16 protein-coding genes and 1 pseudogene are annotated in these 16,810 nt (G+C 71.7%); 7 read left to right on the forward strand and 10 right to left on the reverse strand.

Translation table 11 applies throughout. The features are described from left to right. Nucleotides 1-111 precede the first annotated feature (111 nt). The 5 genes and pseudogenes from OG844_RS21345 to OG844_RS21365 all read right to left on the reverse strand — a co-directional run bounded on the left by OG844_RS21345 (nucleotide 112) and on the right by OG844_RS21365 (nucleotide 6,871). On the reverse strand, nucleotides 112-1,470 hold the full coding sequence (locus OG844_RS21345) for a hypothetical protein (RefSeq protein WP_406392319.1): 1,359 nt from the start codon (nucleotides 1,468-1,470) through the stop codon (nucleotides 112-114). A 34-nt stretch (nucleotides 1,471-1,504) separates the two neighbouring features. Then, entirely contained in the window at nucleotides 1,505-3,307 is a 1,803-nt protein-coding gene (locus tag OG844_RS21350) for a DUF3492 domain-containing protein (RefSeq protein ID WP_406396208.1), read from the reverse strand. A gap of 189 nt (nucleotides 3,308-3,496) precedes the next feature. Continuing rightward, nucleotides 3,497-4,543, reverse strand: a pseudogene (locus tag OG844_RS21355) (ATP-binding cassette domain-containing protein); the annotation flags it as partial. A gap of 16 nt (nucleotides 4,544-4,559) precedes the next feature. After that, on the reverse strand, nucleotides 4,560-5,900 hold the full coding sequence (locus OG844_RS21360; protein WP_406392320.1) for a DUF3152 domain-containing protein: 1,341 nt from the start codon (nucleotides 5,898-5,900) through the stop codon (nucleotides 4,560-4,562). A gap of 8 nt (nucleotides 5,901-5,908) precedes the next feature. Further along, nucleotides 5,909-6,871, reverse strand: coding sequence for an alpha/beta fold hydrolase (locus OG844_RS21365; protein ID WP_406392322.1), 963 nt, complete (start codon nucleotides 6,869-6,871; stop codon nucleotides 5,909-5,911). A gap of 110 nt (nucleotides 6,872-6,981) precedes the next feature. Between OG844_RS21365 and OG844_RS21370 the strand changes: the two genes are divergently transcribed. The 4 genes from OG844_RS21370 to OG844_RS21385 all read left to right on the forward strand — a co-directional run bounded on the left by OG844_RS21370 (nucleotide 6,982) and on the right by OG844_RS21385 (nucleotide 8,854). Further along, complete coding sequence (locus OG844_RS21370) at nucleotides 6,982-7,197, forward strand: hypothetical protein (protein WP_406392324.1); 216 nt, start codon at nucleotides 6,982-6,984, stop codon at nucleotides 7,195-7,197. A 168-nt stretch (nucleotides 7,198-7,365) separates the two neighbouring features. Continuing rightward, the gene (locus OG844_RS21375) at nucleotides 7,366-8,007 is read left to right on the forward strand and encodes a TetR/AcrR family transcriptional regulator (RefSeq protein ID WP_351167902.1); all 642 of its coding nucleotides are present in this window, start codon (nucleotides 7,366-7,368) and stop codon (nucleotides 8,005-8,007) included. A gap of 136 nt (nucleotides 8,008-8,143) precedes the next feature. Next, nucleotides 8,144-8,371, forward strand: a complete 228-nt coding sequence (locus OG844_RS21380) for a DUF3107 domain-containing protein (RefSeq protein ID WP_406392325.1) — start codon at nucleotides 8,144-8,146, stop codon at nucleotides 8,369-8,371. A gap of 210 nt (nucleotides 8,372-8,581) precedes the next feature. Then, entirely contained in the window at nucleotides 8,582-8,854 is a 273-nt protein-coding gene (locus OG844_RS21385) for a hypothetical protein (RefSeq protein WP_384612104.1), read from the forward strand. A 9-nt stretch (nucleotides 8,855-8,863) separates the two neighbouring features. Here OG844_RS21385 and OG844_RS21390 read toward each other — a convergent pair whose 3' ends face one another. Next, the gene (locus OG844_RS21390) at nucleotides 8,864-9,610 is read right to left on the reverse strand and encodes a ferritin-like fold-containing protein (RefSeq protein WP_384612102.1); all 747 of its coding nucleotides are present in this window, start codon (nucleotides 9,608-9,610) and stop codon (nucleotides 8,864-8,866) included. A gap of 474 nt (nucleotides 9,611-10,084) precedes the next feature. On the opposite strand from OG844_RS21390, the gene OG844_RS21395 reads away from it, so the two are divergent. Together OG844_RS21395 and OG844_RS21400 are read left to right on the forward strand one after the other, a co-directional pair. After that, entirely contained in the window at nucleotides 10,085-12,076 is a 1,992-nt protein-coding gene (locus tag OG844_RS21395; protein WP_406392326.1) for a DEAD/DEAH box helicase, read from the forward strand. A gap of 102 nt (nucleotides 12,077-12,178) precedes the next feature. Next, nucleotides 12,179-13,042 carry an alpha/beta fold hydrolase gene (locus OG844_RS21400; RefSeq protein ID WP_406392328.1) on the forward strand — a complete coding sequence of 288 codons (864 nt, stop codon included), beginning with the start codon at nucleotides 12,179-12,181 and terminating at the stop codon, nucleotides 13,040-13,042. Nucleotides 13,043-13,068: 26 nt separating this feature from the next. Here the strand turns inward: OG844_RS21400 and OG844_RS21405 are convergent, their stop codons facing one another. After that, nucleotides 13,069-13,980, reverse strand: a complete 912-nt coding sequence (locus OG844_RS21405; protein ID WP_383187434.1) for an NYN domain-containing protein — start codon at nucleotides 13,978-13,980, stop codon at nucleotides 13,069-13,071. 211 nt (nucleotides 13,981-14,191) lie between these two features. Here OG844_RS21405 and OG844_RS21410 point away from each other — a divergent pair, with 211 nt between their 5' ends. Continuing rightward, on the forward strand, nucleotides 14,192-14,344 hold the full coding sequence (locus tag OG844_RS21410; RefSeq protein WP_351167890.1) for a hypothetical protein: 153 nt from the start codon (nucleotides 14,192-14,194) through the stop codon (nucleotides 14,342-14,344). 80 nt (nucleotides 14,345-14,424) lie between these two features. Here OG844_RS21410 and OG844_RS21415 read toward each other — a convergent pair whose 3' ends face one another. The 3 genes from OG844_RS21415 to OG844_RS21425 form a co-directional block, all read right to left on the reverse strand. Further along, nucleotides 14,425-15,030, reverse strand: coding sequence for a MarC family protein (locus OG844_RS21415; protein WP_406392330.1), 606 nt, complete (start codon nucleotides 15,028-15,030; stop codon nucleotides 14,425-14,427). A gap of 131 nt (nucleotides 15,031-15,161) precedes the next feature. Next, nucleotides 15,162-16,028 carry a PHP domain-containing protein gene (locus tag OG844_RS21420; protein ID WP_406392331.1) on the reverse strand — a complete coding sequence of 289 codons (867 nt, stop codon included), beginning with the start codon at nucleotides 16,026-16,028 and terminating at the stop codon, nucleotides 15,162-15,164. A gap of 90 nt (nucleotides 16,029-16,118) precedes the next feature. Beyond that, on the reverse strand, nucleotides 16,119-16,763 hold the full coding sequence (locus tag OG844_RS21425) for a DUF6758 family protein (RefSeq protein WP_406392332.1): 645 nt from the start codon (nucleotides 16,761-16,763) through the stop codon (nucleotides 16,119-16,121). Nucleotides 16,764-16,810 lie beyond the last annotated feature (47 nt).

Below are 16,810 nucleotides of genomic sequence, written 5' to 3' on the forward strand. Positions count from 1 at the left end.
GGCGGGCTGCCGGTGCGAGGGATTGGGGGGTCATGTCCGGTGTCTCCTTGAGGAAGGTGTGTTGCGGGAGGAAGGTCCGCGGCGTCGGCTCCGCGGATGGGCGGTCTCTGGTTACGCCGTGGCGTGGGCGGAAGCCCGGGAGAGCGCGACCGAGGCGTGGATCAGCAGGCCGAGGGCGGCGACGCCGCAGGCCAGGATGGGTACGCCTCCGGCGCCGGCCGCCATGACGAGGGCTTCGACGGGCCGGGCGAGGAGGTCGAGACCGGGCAGCCGCCCGGCCAGGATCAGGAAGGGAGCGGCCACTTCGACGGCGCAGGCTGCGGCGAGTCCGGTGGCGGCGGGTTCGGGGAAGCCGTGGACGGCCAGCAGGCGGGCGAGGAAGAGCAGGGCTCCGAGCGCGGCCGGGGCGAGGGGAGCTCCGCCGCCCCCGTAGCCGAGACCGGCGAGGACCAGCAGAGCGGCCAGCGCGCACAGGAAGACGGCGACGAGACCGAGGAGCAGGGGGCGCACACCGGCGCCGAACTCCGCCAGTCCGTGGCTGCCGGCGAGTCGCCGGCGGGCGTGTACGGCGAACAGGTGCGTGCACCAGGCGGCGGGGGCCACGGACAGCGCCAGTCCGAGCACAGGGGCGGGCGCCGCCGTCCAGTGCCCGTCGGGACCACCGCTGATGACCTGGCCGAGCAGGTCGTCGCCGTACACCGCGTAGCCAAGGAGCCAGCAGACGTACAGCGCCACGCCGCCGACGCCGGCCGGGGCGCGCAGGGGGCCGGTCCGCAGGCAGAGCCGGAGCCCGAGGACGACGAGCAGCGCCCCGACGGCGGTCACCGCGAACCGCGACTCCCCGTCGAGCACCCCTTCGGTGGCCCGGAGCACCCCGACGGTCGCGAGGCACGCGGCGCCGGGCAGCAGCGCGAGCAGCGTCCAGCCGGCCCGCGTCTCGGTGTCGGGCCCCGGCTGCGGGAGGTCGGAGGGTGTGGGCCGCGCCGTGCCCGGTACGCGGGCGTAGAGCTCCTCCGCGAGCGAGAAGACGTCACGGTGCCGGTAGCGGGCGGCGGTGCGGTCGGTGAGCCCGTGGGCCTCCAGGCCGGCTGCGATCTCCAGGGGGTCGACGGCCCGCTCGCAGAGGTCCCTGTGCCGGTGCATGAGCAGCTTCACGGGATCGGCGGGGCCGCGCCGCTCGGCGAGCCTGCGGGCGGGGTGGTAGGCGATCTCGGGGGCGCGGACGCCGGGGGCGGCCTGGTCCGTGGCATCGCCGTCGGCCGACACGGTCGTCCCACCCTTCGCGTCGTCGGTGGCGGACAGCGAGTCGGTCGCGGTGGCGGTGGCGGACAGCGAGTCGGTCGCGGTGGCGGTGGCGGACAGCGAGTCGGTCGCGGTGGCGGTGGCGGACAGCGAGTCGGTCGCGGTGACCTCCGGAGCACGTTCCGGCAGCGCGGCGGTTCCGTCCCGGACGTCGGTCGGTCGGCCCATCGTGGGTCCTCCGTGGTCATGGCCGGTCAGGTCGTCACGCATCGCGGTCCCCCACTCGGCGTGCGCCCGCGCACACGCCCTCCTCGGCCCCGACGGCCCAGCTCGGCACCCGGGGGGCGCCCGAAGTCACCGGGGCTGAAGGCAGTTGGCCCAGCACATGGGCCTCCGGGGGTGTGGCGAAGGGGCGTGGTGGGCTGTCGGGGTCCTCAGGACCCGCTGTCGCCGCCCACGAGGCCGGGGAATGCATCACGAGATCCAGGTAGATGCCGCGAAATGCCGCAAGGTTCTGCTCGACGGTGAAGAGTTCGAGCGCCCGGGCGCGAGCCGCGGCTCCGAGTCGCGCTCGGCGCTCGGGGTCGCGCAGCAGCGCGACGCAGGCGTCGGCGAGTGCCCGGGGGTTGCGCGGGGGCACCACGAGCCCCGTACCGCCGATCACTTCGACGACGGCGCCGACATCCGTCGAGACGGTGGCCCTGCCGCAGAACATCGCCTCGACCAGGCTGATGGGGAAGCCCTCGACAACGCTGGACAGGACGACGACCCCGCCCGCGGCGTAGGCCTCCGCGAGGTCGGGTACTTCGGGACCGCCGATCTCCTCGAAGGTGACCGGGCTGTCGCCCACGGCGTGCGCGTCCGTCGCCTCGTCGGGGAAGAGGTGGGCGGCGAGCGCACGGCAGTGCGCGAGGTAGGTGTTCCCCTCGTCGCCCTGGGCCGGGGCCCCGAAGATGCGCAGCCGCGCGCCCGGTTCGGCCCGGCGCACCTCGGCAAAGGCGTGCAGCAGGGCGATCAGATCCTTGGCGGGTTCGATCCGTCCGATCCAGACGAGCGTGTCCGGACCGGCGCCGTCGTCCCCCTCCCCGACGGCCCCGAAGCGCTCCGCCTCCATGCCCGGGTAGACGGTGCGCAGCTTGGAGTGGTCGGCCCCGCACCGCTCCTGCCAGCGGCGGACATGGGTGTTGCCGGGCGTAATGACCGTGGCCTGCCGGTACACCTCGGAGGCCAGCTGCCCGTGGAAGTTGGCCAGCAGGGCGCGCACCGGCGCACCGAACGGCGCCTCGGGCGCGGCCAGATAGTGCGTCCGCAGCGGTACACCGTGTTCCGTGACCAGCAGCGGCACTCCGAAGAAGCGTTTGGCCAGCAGCCCGGGGAGGGCCGCGGCGCCACCGGAGGCCGCGTGGCAGAGGTCGACCGCCCCGAGGCTCTCCTCGTCGTACCAGTCGAGGGAGAGCGGGCGCAGGGCGCGCTCCAGTTCGGCGGTGAAGGCGAGGTAGTCGGGAACGGTCGCGCCGTGCAGGGTCCGTCCGGTTCCCGGGGCGCGGCACGCCGACTCCACGATCCCTGCGGTCACCTCGGAGCGCAGTGCGGTGTGCAGGCCACCACGCTCCCGGGCCAGTTCGGCCAGACCGTAGAGGCCGTCGGTGAAGCGGTCCGCCGATGTGGCGTACGCGCCCGCCCGCCCGGTGTCCTCACCGGTCTCGGCGGCGGCGTCGCCTCCCGCGCAGACGGCGTCGACGAGCGCTGTCACGTGCGACGTGAAGCGCCGCCGGTCGCGCCGCCCGTACGAGCGCCCCAGACCGGTGGCGAGACGGCCGGGCAGCCCTCTCGGACGGAATCCGTGCCGGGCTTCGTCGTCATGCGTCCACAGCGGCGCCGTCCGCACCCGCACGACCCGGTCCGGGAGCCTCACCCAGCCCTGTTGTTCCTGGTGGGCGGAGCGGCTGAGCGCGAAGAGGTCGAACTCGTGCTGGGGCAGACCGCGCACCAAGCGGTCGCACCAGAGTCTGGACTCACCGGTCGCATACGGATAACCACCGTCCGTGAGGAGTCCGATCCGCACGAGCACACCCCCGATCTCCCTTGTGGGCGGCCGCCGTTGATCGGCGACTCACAGCGGGACGACCGTAAGCGGATACGCCGGTGGCACGCCGGACGGTTGTCCGTCGCACCACCGAAAGGGGTGAACCACCGTAACTTTCCCGCCCCCGTCGCGTTCTGTCGCGATAAGGTGCCGTTCGGTTACAGGGCGTCAGGCTTCGGCCAGCTCCTTGCGGGCGGCGCGGCGCACGGCCGCACGTGCCGGATCGAGCACCGGAACAGCCGCCAGGAGCTATTTCGTGTACGGGTCCCGCGGGGATCCGTACGCCTCGTCGACACCGCCCTGTTCGACGGTCCTGCCCGCCCGCACCACCGCCACCCGGTCGCTGCCCTGCCGTACGACCGCCAGGTCGTGGGCGATGAAGACCAGGCCGATGCCCAGCTCGCGCCGGAGCTCGGCGAGGAGCGCGATCACCTGCGCCTGGGTCGTGACGTCGAGCGCGGAGACCGGTTCGTCACACACGATCAGCTTCGGCTCCGCCGCCGGTGCGCGAGCGATCGCGATCCGCCGGCGCCGGCCCCCGCTGAACTCGTGCGGGTAGCGCTCGTACCGGTCGGCGTCGAGTCCGACCCGCTCCAGCAGTTCGCGCACCCGGTCCCGGATCCGTGTCTCGTCACTCCCGCCCGCCGCGCGGAGCGGATCGGCGACGGACTCACGATCGAGCGGCGCGGGTTGAGCGAAGCGACGGGGTCCTGGAAGACCATCTGGAGCTCACGGCGGTGCGGGCGGAGCGCCTTCTCCGCGAGTGAGCCGATCTCCTTGCCCCCGTACCGGAGCCGGCCCGCCGTCGGGTCGAGCAACCGCACGAGCATGCGGCCTGGCGTCGTCTTGCCGCTGCCGCTCTCCCCCACGATGCCCAGGGTCTCGCCACGGCGGACGGTGAGCGAGACACCGTCCACGGCCGTGACCCGGCGTGCGCCCCGGCCGAACTCCCGCCGCAGGCCGACGTCTTCGAGCAGTGGTTTCGCCACGTGCTTCCGTAGCCCTTGGCCCCGGGATCCGCGGCACGCGCTTCACATCCGCCCGGGGCACCGGCGCGAGCAGTTCACGGGTGTACGGCTGCCGGGGCGCACCCAGCACCTCGGCGACCGGGCCGCGCTCCACCGCACGCCCGTCCTGCTTCACCAGTACGCCGTCCACGCTCTCCGCCGCGACGCCCACGTCGTGCGTGACGAGCAGCAGCCCCATGCCCGTCTCGCGGTTCGGCGGCGGCTCAACTGCCGGGATGCACCCACGGATTGGGCTTGCACTTGATGTCGTCCAGCTCCAGCGTCTTGGTCTGCTGCTGCATGACGGGCGCCAGGGCGCCGGGAGTTCGGCAGCTCACATGGTTGTGTCCGAGCCGGTGCCCGACCTCGTGGTTGATCAGCATCTGACGGTAGGCCAGAAGATTGTCCGGACCGAAGGTCGAGGCGCCTTGGGCCCAGCGGTAGGCATTGATCATGACGCGGTCCGTGGCGGCGGAATCGCAGGAGACGTTGTCCTCCGTGGTGTCCAGACCCGATTTCTCGCACCAGATCCCGGTGGTGCCCGGGCTGGCGAGCGTGATCACGAAATCGGGCTCGCCGGAGGAGATCCGCTCGAAGGTCATGGCGCCGTTGTGCGCCCAGCTGCGGTCGTCGTTGAGCGTCTTCTGCACGGCCTCGGCAAAGAGGAGCGCATCGAGACCGAGGCCCTTCTCGACGTCGATCCGGTAGCGGTACTTGTGCCCCTTGCCGGGTGCCTTCGCCAGCCCGGGGACGGCTTCGAACTTCCCGGACCCCTTGAGCGTCGGGGTGAGCGGATAGGGCGCGGCCATCTTCTCCGCGTACGTCAGGGGCTTGGCCTCCACCTGCTGAGGCTGCGCCCGGGGGGTCTGCCGCTCCACGGAGCGTGAGGTGTCCTCGGGGCCCAGCCGGTCGACACCCGCGGCCTGCGACGCGACCGAGGAGTCACCCCCCGAGCCCTGTGCGACCTGTCCGGCCACCACGACCGCGAGCACCGTGGTCACCGCGGCGGCCGCGATCCCGGTGAAGGCGCGGCCCTTGCCTCCCTTGCCCTCCCGGGCGCCTGTGCCCGGGGCGTCCCCGGATCCGTCGGACCCTTCGGCCTCGTCGGGCGGCGCGGTGGGCCTGTCCGAATCGTCGAACGCGTCGACGAACTCCCTGCGCGGGCCCGGTATCAGCGGCGTCCCACCGGTCTGCGGCCCTGCGGTCGGGCGCCGGTCGGCCGCGCGCTGCGCCGCCTGCTGGGCCGTCAGCTGCCGCGCCACGGCCTGCCGGGCGTAGGTCTGCTGGCCGGGACCGAGCCCCTGCCAGTCGCCGTACCGCTGCTGGGTGCCGGTGCCCCAGCCGCCGCCGGGCTCGCGCTGCTCGGGATGGCCGCCGCGTGCCTGCGGGACATCGTGGAACGGCGTGTGGCCGCCCCCTGCGGAAGGTGCGGCGGAGTCCAGCCTGCGCCGACCGGTGCCGGATTCGGAGCGGGCCGTGCCGCGTTCGCCGCCGACCGCGGCAGCGGCAGCGGCCCCGGTATCGCGCCCTTTGGCCACCGGGCCTTTTCGACTGTGTCGTCCCACGCCCCGGATCAGCTCCCGCCGCACTCGTCGAGCAGTTCCCGGAACGCCTGGGCGACCGCCTCCGGGTACTCCATCATCGCCACGTGCCCCGCGTCGGGCAGTGTCAGCAGCCGCGAGTCGCGGAAGGCCGCGGACGCTCTGCGTGCCATCCGGTACGAGACGAGCTGGTCCCGTCCGCCGTACACGAGCTGGGTCGGTGCGAGCACCCGCTCGGCCTGGCGCCACAGCCCGTGCTGTCCGCCCAGAGTGTAGGCATCGACGATGCCACGTGCCGAGCGCGTCATGACGTCCCAGAAGTACGGCAGCTCCAGCCGTCTCTCCATCTCGGCCACCGCGTGACGGAAGGCTTCCTCGGAGATGCGTGCCGGATCGCCGTAACAGAGTGCCATGACACTGCGGGTGCGCTGTTCCGCGGTCCACTCCCGGGTGAGCCGGGAGAACAGGGAAGCGACGCCCGGGAGTGCGAGCAGCCCGGTCGGCACGGCCGGCCGCTGCACCCGGATCTCGGGCAGGGCGGGCGAGATCAGCGTCAGGGTGCGCACCAGATCGGGGCGGACTGCCGCGACCCGGGTGGCAACGGCGCCGCCCAGAGAGTTCCCGAAAAGGTGAACGGGTCCACGCTGCCCCACGTCCAGCAGCCGGATCACGGCCCGGGCGTGTCCGGTGACCGAGTAGTTGCCGTCGTCCGGCGGCGGGGAGTCCCCGAAGCCGGGCAGGTCGACCGCCTCCCCGTCGACCACGTCCGCGAGCATCGGCATGAGCGCCGACCAGTTCTGGGACGAGCCGCCGAGCCCGTGCACGTAGAGAGCGGGAGCGAGACCCGCCGTCGCCCCGGGGCGGGCACGGACGGTCAGCGTGAGGCCGGGCAGCGGGACGGAGCGAAGCTTCTCACCCTCCGCGACTCTCACAGCACTGACCGTGGGAGCCAGCGCGGCGGCGGCGCGGGTACCGGGCAGCTCGGTCGAAGACATGCGGCAATGTTACGAGATGATCACGCGCTGGTTCATGTGTTCGCCGTCACAGGCCGCATAGCGCCCCCGAAGGGTTGCTCCTAGGCTTCAAGGGAAGGAAGGGAGCCACCATGACGGTCGACCCGAGCGACCCGGAGACCTTCGAGGACACCCAGTCCGACGAACCGGACCAGGAAGCGTCCGAAGCCGACGCCGCGGAACAGCACGCCGACATCCGGCAGGAGCGCGACGAACCGCTCACCGACATCGACCGGGACGCGGCAAACGAAGCGGATGCGGCGGAACAGGCCCGCGTTGTCGCACAAGATGAGGACGATTACCGGTAATACGACCTGCTTTGCGGCATCACCTGGCACATCTGTGGCTACCGCAGCAGTCCGGTCCGTGAAATTCTGCGTCCGCGCCGCGCACACCCGGGTTACTCAAAAGTACGATGGCTGCACGGCGCAGCGTGTACTGAACGGCTGTGCTTGATCACAAATTTGGGAGGCGGCGTGACAGCCATCGAGCAGACAGAGGCAGCGCGCCCGCGGGGCACTCGCCTGCCCCGCCGCGCCCGACGTAATCAGCTGCTGGGCGCTGCGCAGGAGGTCTTCGTCGCGCAGGGCTACCACTCCGCCGCCATGGACGACATCGCGGAGCGGGCCGGTGTCAGCAAACCGGTGCTCTACCAGCACTTCCCCGGCAAGCTGGAGCTCTACCTGGCCCTGCTCGACCAGCACTGCGAGTCGCTGCTCCAGTCGGTCCGCACGGCCCTTGCCTCGACGACGGACAACAAGCTGCGCGTCGCGGCCACGATGGACGCCTACTTCGCGTACGTGGAGGACGAGGGCGGCGCCTTCCGCCTCGTCTTCGAGTCCGACCTGACCAACGAGCCCGCGGTCCGCGAACGGGTCGACCGGGTCTCGCTGCAGTGCGCCGAAGCGATCTCCGACGTGATCGCGGGTGACACGGGTCTGTCCAAGGACGAGTCGATGCTGCTCGCGGTCGGCCTGGGCGGTGTCTCCCAGGTGGTGGCGCGCTACTGGCTCTCCAGCCGGTCCGGCATTCCGCGTGACACCGCGGTACAGCTGTTGACCTCGCTCGCATGGCGGGGCATCGCGGGATTCCCGCTGCACGGCACCGATCAGCACTGAGTCCCCGGCGCGGCAGGTGCCGGTGTTCGCTGCGGGCGTTGCCGGTCGACCCGTGATCGCTCCCTTCACCGGGCTAATGTGTGCTGCGTACGGCGCGGTTCACCGCGCAGAGACGGACCGTCGGAGGGACATAGCCGTGGAGGTCAAGATCGGGGTGCAGCACACGCCCCGGGAGATCATTCTGGAGAGCGGGCTTTCCGCCGAAGAGGTCGAGAGCGCGGTCGGCGAGGCGCTCAGCGGCAAGGCGCGGCTGCTCAGCCTCACGGACGACAAGGGCCGCAAGGTTCTGGTGCCGGCCGACCGGATCGCGTACGTGGAGATCGGCGAGCCCAGCACCCGGCGGGTGGGGTTCGGCGCGCTGTAGGTCGCGCGACCCGAAGACAGCGGAAGAGGCCCGGCGGACAACATCCGCCGGGCCTCTTCCGCTGTCCCCGTTTTCCCGCCCCAACCGTTTCACCACCGGTTTTCCCCCGGAAGGGTTTCCCGGGGGCAGGGGAGGGTTGCATTCCGCGGCCCCGGGTAATACCGCCTACGACCGATCTGCCCGCCGCGCAAGCAAGCGAGGTGACACTCTGTGCTCTGGGAATCCATCAGCTCCGTCGTGCTCGGACTCGCGCTGTCCTGGGTCGCGCTCCGCCGGCTGCCCGGCCGGCTCCCGTCCCACCGCACCGTGCTCGTCACCGGGGCGCTCGGCGCCCTGTTCGGGGCGTATCTGACGCACTCGGCGCTGGGCTCCGGCCATGTCCTGGCGACACCGGTCGGCGCGGTGCTGGTCGGGGCGGTGACCCTGTCGCTGCTCATCCGCCCGCGCGGCAGCAGGCCGGTCCGGTCCGCTGCGGCCCAATAGGGGCGTCGGTCAGGCCGCCAGGCCGAGTGCGGCCATCCGCTTGGTGTGGGCCTCGGTGATCCTGGAGAACATCCGGCCGACCTCGGCCAGGTCGAAGCCGTCCGCGACTCCGCCCACGAGCATCGTCGACAGGGCATCGCGGTCGGCGACCACCCGCTGGGCCTGGGAGAGCGCCTCCCCCATCAGCCGCCGGGCCCAGAGCGCGAGCCTGCCGCCCACACGGGGTTCCGCCTCGATGGCGGCCCGTACCTTCTCGACCGCGAAGTTCCCGTGCCCCGTGTCGTCGAGCACGGACAGCACGAGGGAGCGGGTGTCGGTGTCGAGGCGGGCCGCGATCTCACGGTAGAAGTCGCTGGCGATCGAGTCGCCTACGTAGGCCTTGACGAGGCCCTCGAGCCAGTCCGAGGGGGCGGTCTGCCGGTGGAAGTCGTCCAGCGCCTTGGCGAACGGCTCCATGGCCGCCGTCGGCTCCTCCTCGATCGCGGTGAGCCGGTCCGTCAGCTGCTCGAAATGATGGAACTCGGCGGACGCCATCTTTGCCAGTGCCGCCTTGTCCCCGAGTGTCGGCGCGAGTTTCGCATCCTCGGCGAGCCGCTCGAAGGCCGCCAGTTCGCCATAGGCGAGCGCGCCCAGCAGGTCCACGACTGCGGCACGGTACTGCGGGTCGGTGGACGCGGTGGCCCAGTCCTGGGCAGCGATCCCGGTGGGTGCGGGTGCTTCGTCGGATGCTTCAGTGGCGTTGTCAGGCGTCTCCATGGAGCGCAGAATAGCCCGCCCGCCCCAGGACGGAAGGGCCTGGTCAGCCGGAGACATCACACCGTTCCGATGAATTCGCCCAACACACATGCGCGAATCCGGGGTACAGTGGTATTGCGCTTACTGAGCATTTTCATGTGCCAGAAGCGCGACCTTGAATGAGGATGCCCGGTCGGTGGCCCGATCGGCTCCGACCCGACAGCCCTCCACGCGGTGTGTGCGACACGTACGACCGCAGATGAGGGGCCCCCTCAGCGGCACGAGCGCTCGAGCGACGGCAGTGGTCCCGCGCCACCCGGCCCATCCACGGCCGGATGACCAACCCCGGCACGGTACGACCCCCATCGTTCGCCTCGGACCGCGTCTCACAGAAGAGGCAGCACCCTGACTACCTTCCGCGACCTCGGAATCCTTACCGAGACGGCCGAAGCCCTTGAGGCCGTCGGCATCACGTCCCCCTTCCCCATCCAGGAGATGACGCTCCCCGTAGCGCTCTCCGGGTCCGACGTCATCGGCCAGGCCAAGACCGGCACCGGCAAGACGCTCGGTTTCGGTCTCCCGCTCCTGGAGCGCGTGACCGTCCCCGCCGACGTCGAGTCGGGCCGTGCCGCGCCGGAGAAGCTGACCGACGCGCCGCAGGCCCTGATCGTCGTCCCCACCCGCGAGCTGTGCCAGCAGGTCACCAACGACCTGCTCACCGCCGGCAAGGTCCGTAACGTCCGCGTTCTCGCGATCTACGGCGGCCGGGCGTACGAGCCCCAGGTCGAGGCCCTCAAGAAGGGCGTCGACGTGATCGTCGGCACCCCGGGCCGTCTGCTCGACCTGGCGGGCCAGCGCAAGCTCGACCTGTCGCACATCCGCGTCCTCGTCCTCGACGAGGCCGACGAGATGCTCGACCTGGGCTTCCTGCCCGACGTCGAGCGCATCATCACGATGCTGCCGCCGAAGCGCCAGACGATGCTGTTCTCGGCCACCATGCCGGGCGCCGTCATCTCTCTCGCGCGCCGCTACATGTCGCAGCCGACGCACATCAACGCCACGTCGCCCGACGACGAGGGCACGACCGTCAAGAACACCGCGCAGCACGTCTACCGCGCGCACAACATGGACAAGCCGGAGATGCTCTCCCGCATCCTCCAGGCCAACGGACGCGGACTGGCCATGGTCTTCTGCCGTACGAAGCGCACGGCCGCCGACATCGCCGACCAGCTGGAGAAGCGCGGTTTCGCGTCCGGCGCGGTCCACGGCGACCTCGGCCAGGGCGCCCGTGAGCAGGCGCTGCGCGCGTTCCGCAACGGCAAGGTGGACGTCCTCGTCTGCACCGATGTCGCCGCGCGCGGTATCGATGTCGAGGGTGTGACCCATGTCATCAACTATCAGTCGCCGGAGGACGAGAAGACCTACCTCCACCGCATCGGCCGTACCGGCCGCGCGGGCGCCAAGGGCATCGCGATCACGCTGGTCGACTGGGACGACATCCCGCGCTGGCAGCTGATCAACAAGGCCCTGGACCTGAAGTTCCCGGACCCCGTCGAGACGTACTCCACCTCGCCGCACCTGTACGAGGACCTCGACATCCCCGCGGGCACCAAGGGTGTTCTGCCGAGGACCGAGCGGACCCGTGCCGGGCTGCGGGCCGAGGAGCTCGAGGACCTCGGCGAGACCGGCGGCCGCGGCCGCAAGTCGGCCGCGACCGCCCCCGCACCTCGTGAGGAGCGCGCGCCGCGCACCCCGCGTCAGCGTCGTCGCACCCGGGGCGGCAGCGCCTCCGAGGAAGGCGCCGTCACCGTGCCCGCGCCGTCCACGGAGGCCGGCGAGGAGCAGACGGAGGCGCGTACCCCGCGCCGCCGTCGCCGTGCCCGCGTCGGCGCCCCCGAGGGCGTCGTGGAGTCCGCGGTGGCCGTGGCCGAGGCTCCGGCCGCGCCTGCTGTCGTCGAGACCGCCGTGGCCGCACCCGTGGCCGAGGCCGAGCCGGAGACCGACGCGAAGCCGCGCCGCCGCCGCGCCCGGACCACCACCGCGAAGGCGGTCGCCGAGACGGTGACGGTGGCCCCGGCCGCCGAGTCCGTGGTCGACTTCCAGACCGTGGCCGTCGCCGCACCGGTGGCGGAGTCCGTCACCAAGCCCCGCCGCCGCGCCCGTGTCGTCAGGCCGGTCGTCGACGAGGTCGACTTCCAGATCGCTCCGGCGTCCGAGCCCGTGTCCGACACCAAGGCCCGCCGTCGGCCCCGTGCCGCCGCAAAGCCGAAGACCGAGGCGGTGGCCGCTGCTCCGGCCGCCACCGAGGACGCCGCGGAGACGAAGCCGCGCCGTCGTCGGCCGCGTGCCGCCGTGAAGGCGGAGGCCGCAGTCCTCGAGACCGTCGCGAGCGCTGCCACGTCCGAGGACGAGGCACCTGCGAAGCCGCGCCGTCGTCGTGCCCGCGCGACAACGGCCGCCGCCGAGGCGGCGACGACCGAAGGCTGATCACTCAGGCCCGTCCCGTACGGCCTCGGTTCCCGCAGCTGCGGGGACCGGGGCCGTACGCGTTCCCGGGCACGGTGCCGCCACCGGCGATAACCTCGGCCCATGAGCCGGCCGCCCACCTTCACCCCGCCCCCCTGTGCCCGTGCCCGCATGCTGCGTACCGCGCGCGGGGACTTCGCCGTGCTGGACGCCGCACCGCGTACCGGAGCGCACTCGACCGCCCTTCTGCTGCCCGGGTACACCGGCAGCAAGGAGGACTTCATCGCCCTGCTCGAACCTCTTGCGGATGCCGGGTTCCGGGTGGTGTCCGTCGATGGCCGCGGCCAGTACGAGACCGAGGGGACGGACCGTCAGGAGTCGTACGCACAGGCGGAGTTGGCACGTGACGTGCTGGCCCAGGCCGCTGCGCTCACCGTCCCCGACGACGCCACCGCGACCGGCGCGATCCATCTGCTCGGGCACTCCCTGGGCGGCCACATCGCCCGCGCCGCGGCGCTGCTCGACGCCTCGCCGTTCCGTTCGCTGACCCTGATGTCGTCCGGACCGGCCGAGATCGCCCCCGCCCAGCAGAAGAAGGCGCAGCTGCTCAGCGACGCCCTGACCCGCTGGAGCATGGCCGACGTCTGGCAGGCCATGCGCGCCCTCGATCCGCCCGAGGACGCGGACACCGGCGACGGCGAGGACCTGCGCCGCCGCTGGATGCGCCACCACCCCGCGCAGCTGATCGCCACGGGCGCCCAGCTCTCGGCCGAGCCGGACCGGGTGGCCGAGCTCGCCGCCCTGCCCCTGCCGGTACACGTGGTGTCGGGCGAGACCGACGATGTCTGGCCCGTGCCGCTGATGGACGACATGGCGCGGCGGCTGGGTGCGCGGCGCACCGTGATCGAGGGAGCCGAGCACTCCCCCAACACGGCCAGGCCGGACATGACGGCGGCGGCGCTCGTCTCGTTCTGGAACAGCATCTGATCTTCCGGGGCAGCCCCCGGCAGGTGTCAGTACTGCGCCTGCAGGTGCTGCCAGAAGCCGTCGCGCAGCGCTCGCCGCAGATGCGCGTGGCCGCGCAGTGAGTGCTGGAGCAGCCGCTCGGCCTCGACGAGCAGGTCCTGGTCGACGGAGCCCGGCAGATAGGGGTGCCCCGGCAGCAGGTCGGCGAGGGATTCCCGGCCGCGCGAGGAGAGCCAGGTGGCGGCGATCTGCGCGCCGACGAAGCGCACGTCCTCACGGGCCGGTGCCGGGCTGTCGTCCTCGTACATCGTGACGGGGCGCCGGGTCACGTACGGGCGGCAGAAGTCGAGGTCGAAGGTGCGCTGGCTGTCGACCTCCCAGAGCAGCGGCTCGGCCTGGTTGCGTCCTTCGCCGGCCTCGATGCCCCAGAGGTGGACGCGCGCCCCGTAGCCCTGTGCAGCCTCGACGGCCGAGACCAGGTCCTCGTCGCCGCCGACGAGTGCCGCGTCACTGATGGCCCGGTGCCTGGCCAGCGACTCGAGGTCGGTCCGGATCAGGGAGTCGACGCCCTTCTGCTGGTTGTTGGCGTTGAGGTTGCCGAGCCTGACCTTGACGTCGGGGAGCTCGGCGATGGACTGCTGCTCGACGGTATGGATCCGGCGCCTGGCCCCGTCGTACCAGTAGACGCGCAGCAGCCTGCTGTCCGCGAAGATCGTGCGGGCCTTGTCGATGAAGGCCTCGATCAGCCCTTCCGCGTCGAGATCGAAGGAGCGGCGGTCCTCGGTACCGGTGACGAGCAGCCCGGCCGCGGCGTACACATAGCCCGCGTCCACGAAGATCGCGTGGGTGGAGGGCGTCTTGGACACCTCCGCGAGCACGCGCTGGAGCAGCTCGTTGGTGCGGTCCAGCTGCTCGCGGATGCCCGGTCCTTCGTCCGGCTGTGTGTCCGCGTGGTTCATGCGGTCCTCATCGTCTGCGCATGCTCAGTTACTGAAGGGTACTTAGACATCCAAAAAATTTCCTTAGCGTAGGGAATGTTTGTAGAGGGCAAGCCGTTGTACCCCCTGTGGAGCGCGAGACGCAGACGCCTTGCGCTCTTCATCCTTGCGGACGGCCAGCCCGTCCTGCCCAGTAGTTCTCCAGCAGGAGGATCAGACGAAGGGAAGCCATATGCGCTTCGAGATCATGCGACTCGACGATGTCGACGGTACCGCCGTGGACAGCACCGTCGTGGACGCCGCCTCCGTCAACCGGTTCGTGCAGCAGGCCGCGGCAATAGGCCAGCGCATCTACATCCGGCCGGCCGACAGCTCGGCTTCGTAACGCCTCACACCGCTTTGCGCCGCTGAAGAGAAGCGCCCCCGCACGGAAGGTCTGTGCGGGGGCGCCGTGCTGTCCGGGGGTCAGGAGTTCTGGATGACCTGGGTGACCCCGTTGATGATCTGCTGGACGGCGATGGCCGAGAGCATCATTCCGGCGAGCCGCGTCACCAGCACCACACCGCCGTCCTTGATCACACGGATGATCAGCAGCGAATAGCGCATGGTCACCCAGAGCACGACGTGCATGGCGATGATCGCCGACCAGACCGAGAGCCGACCGGCCGCGTCGTCCGCGTGCTGCACCGCCAGAATCACCGACACGATGGCGCCGGGCCCGGCGAGCAGCGGCATTCCCAGCGGGACGAGAGCCACGTTGACGTCCTTGGTCTGCGTCGGCTCGTCCGTCTTGCCGGTGAGCAGGTCCAGCGCGATCAGCAGCAGGAGCAGGCCGCCCGCGATCATCAGCGCGGGGACGGAGACGTGCAGGTAGTCGAGGATCTGCTGACCGAGCAGACCGAAGACGGCGATCACCCCGAAGGCGACCGCGACCGCCTGCAGGGCCATCCTGCGCTGCACCTTGGCGGGTCGGCCCGCGGTGAGGGCCAGGAAGATCGGGGTGATTCCGGGGGGATCCATGATCACAAAAAGGGTGAGAAAGAGGGATCCGAAGACAGCGACGTCGAACACGGTGAGCCTTGCGAGAGAAGAGCGGGCCGAACAGAGGTGCGCATGTCCGGGGCCGCGAGGACGGCCGGACGCTGCGAGGGGGCGGCAGGGGTGCCGCCGGAAACAGGAATGAGTAGCGTGCGGGAGGCGCGTTACGCCCGGCGGGGTCCACCGGCTCCCGGCACCGGGAAGGCTCCCGTGGCGCGCCGGGTGATCTCGCCGTAGATCTCCGGATCGGTCGTGTACTCCCCGAGCCGTACGGTCTTGCGGGTGCCGTGGTAGTCGCTGGACCCGGTGGGCAGCAGCCCCAGGTCGCCCGCGAGGCCGCGCAGCCGGGCCCTGGTGGGCTCGTCGTGGTCCATGTGGTCCACCTCGATGCCGTCGAGCCCAGCGGCCGCCAGACGGGCGATCGCCGCCTCGGGCACCACGTCGCCGCGCTTGACGGCGAGCGGGTGCGCGAAGACCGTGACGCCGCCCGCGGCCTTGACCAGCCGGATCGCGTCGAACGGGTCGAGCTCGTGCTTCTCCGCGTAGGCACGTCCGCCGTTCGCGAGCCAGGCCGGCGTGAAGGCGTCGGAGACCGTGTCGACGACGCCGAGGTCCACCAGCGCGGTGGCGATGTGGGGACGGCCGACGGAACCGTCCCCGGCGATCCGTGCGACCTGCTCCCAGGTGACCGGTACGCCGAGTTCCCTGAGCTTGGCCACCATCGTCTGCGCGCGCGGCACCCGGTCGTCCCGTACGAGCTCGCGCTCGCGCGCCAGTTCGGGCTCCGAGGGATCGAAGAGGTACGCCAGCATGTGCAGGCCGATGCCGTCGACGCGGCAGGAGAGTTCGGCGCCGGTGACGAGCGTGAGGCCCTCAGGAAGGGCCGTGACCGCTTCCGCGTGGCCGCCCACCGTGTCGTGGTCGGTGAGGGCGACGACGTCCAGGCCCGCCGCCGCGGCACGGGCCACCAGTTCGGCGGGAGTGTCCGTGCCGTCCGACGCGGTGGAGTGGGTGTGCAGATCGATGCGCACGACGCGTACTCCAGGGCGGGCTGCGGACAGGGGGACGGTCAAGGATAACCGCCGGGTACGGTGCGCCCGGCCCCGTCGCCGCGGCCCCGGTCAGGGCGGCGTGAGCAGCCGGGGCGTGAGCGCGCCGCACGGAAGGAGGTCCACCTCCGCGCCGGCGTCGCGCAGATCGGTCAGCACCAGCTCGTCGTACATCAGGAGGCCGGACTGTTCGGGCCAGATGATCGCCCAGAGCCACAGACCGCGCGCCTCGCCCGCGAAGACCGCCCGGTCGTCCGGGGCGTCCTTGACGTGCCAGAGCGGGGTGGGACGCCCTGCGGCGAGCACCTTGGCGTCCGGGGCGTCATCGACACCGAATCCGGCACCGGGGTCCAGGCCGTCGATGCCCGCGTGGCGCGCGCCGAGTCCGACGCCGAGCTCCTCGGCGACGAGCAGCAGCTCGCCCATGCCTCCGAGCGGACCGGGGCCGGAGCAGGCCACCGCGGTCGCCCGGCCACCGCTGCGGTCGTCACCGGCGTACGCCACGCCCGTGAACAGCCAGCCGACCGGGAGCGGCCACGGCATCCACACCGGCACCTGCGATCGGTGCACCACCACGCCCAACGCCTCGACACTGGGTGGGATCACCGGCTGCATCGGGTGCACCTGGCCGTGCACAGGGCACTGCCAGGAATCGGCGAACAGACCGGGCGCCCTGACCCGGCCACCGCACTTCGGGCAACTGGGTTCGCCCCTCATAGGGCCCAACGGTCCTCCCCGGTCGTCGCCGCGTCAAGGACGATCAC

The sequence above is a fragment of the Streptomyces sp. NBC_00887 genome, from assembly GCF_045207585.1.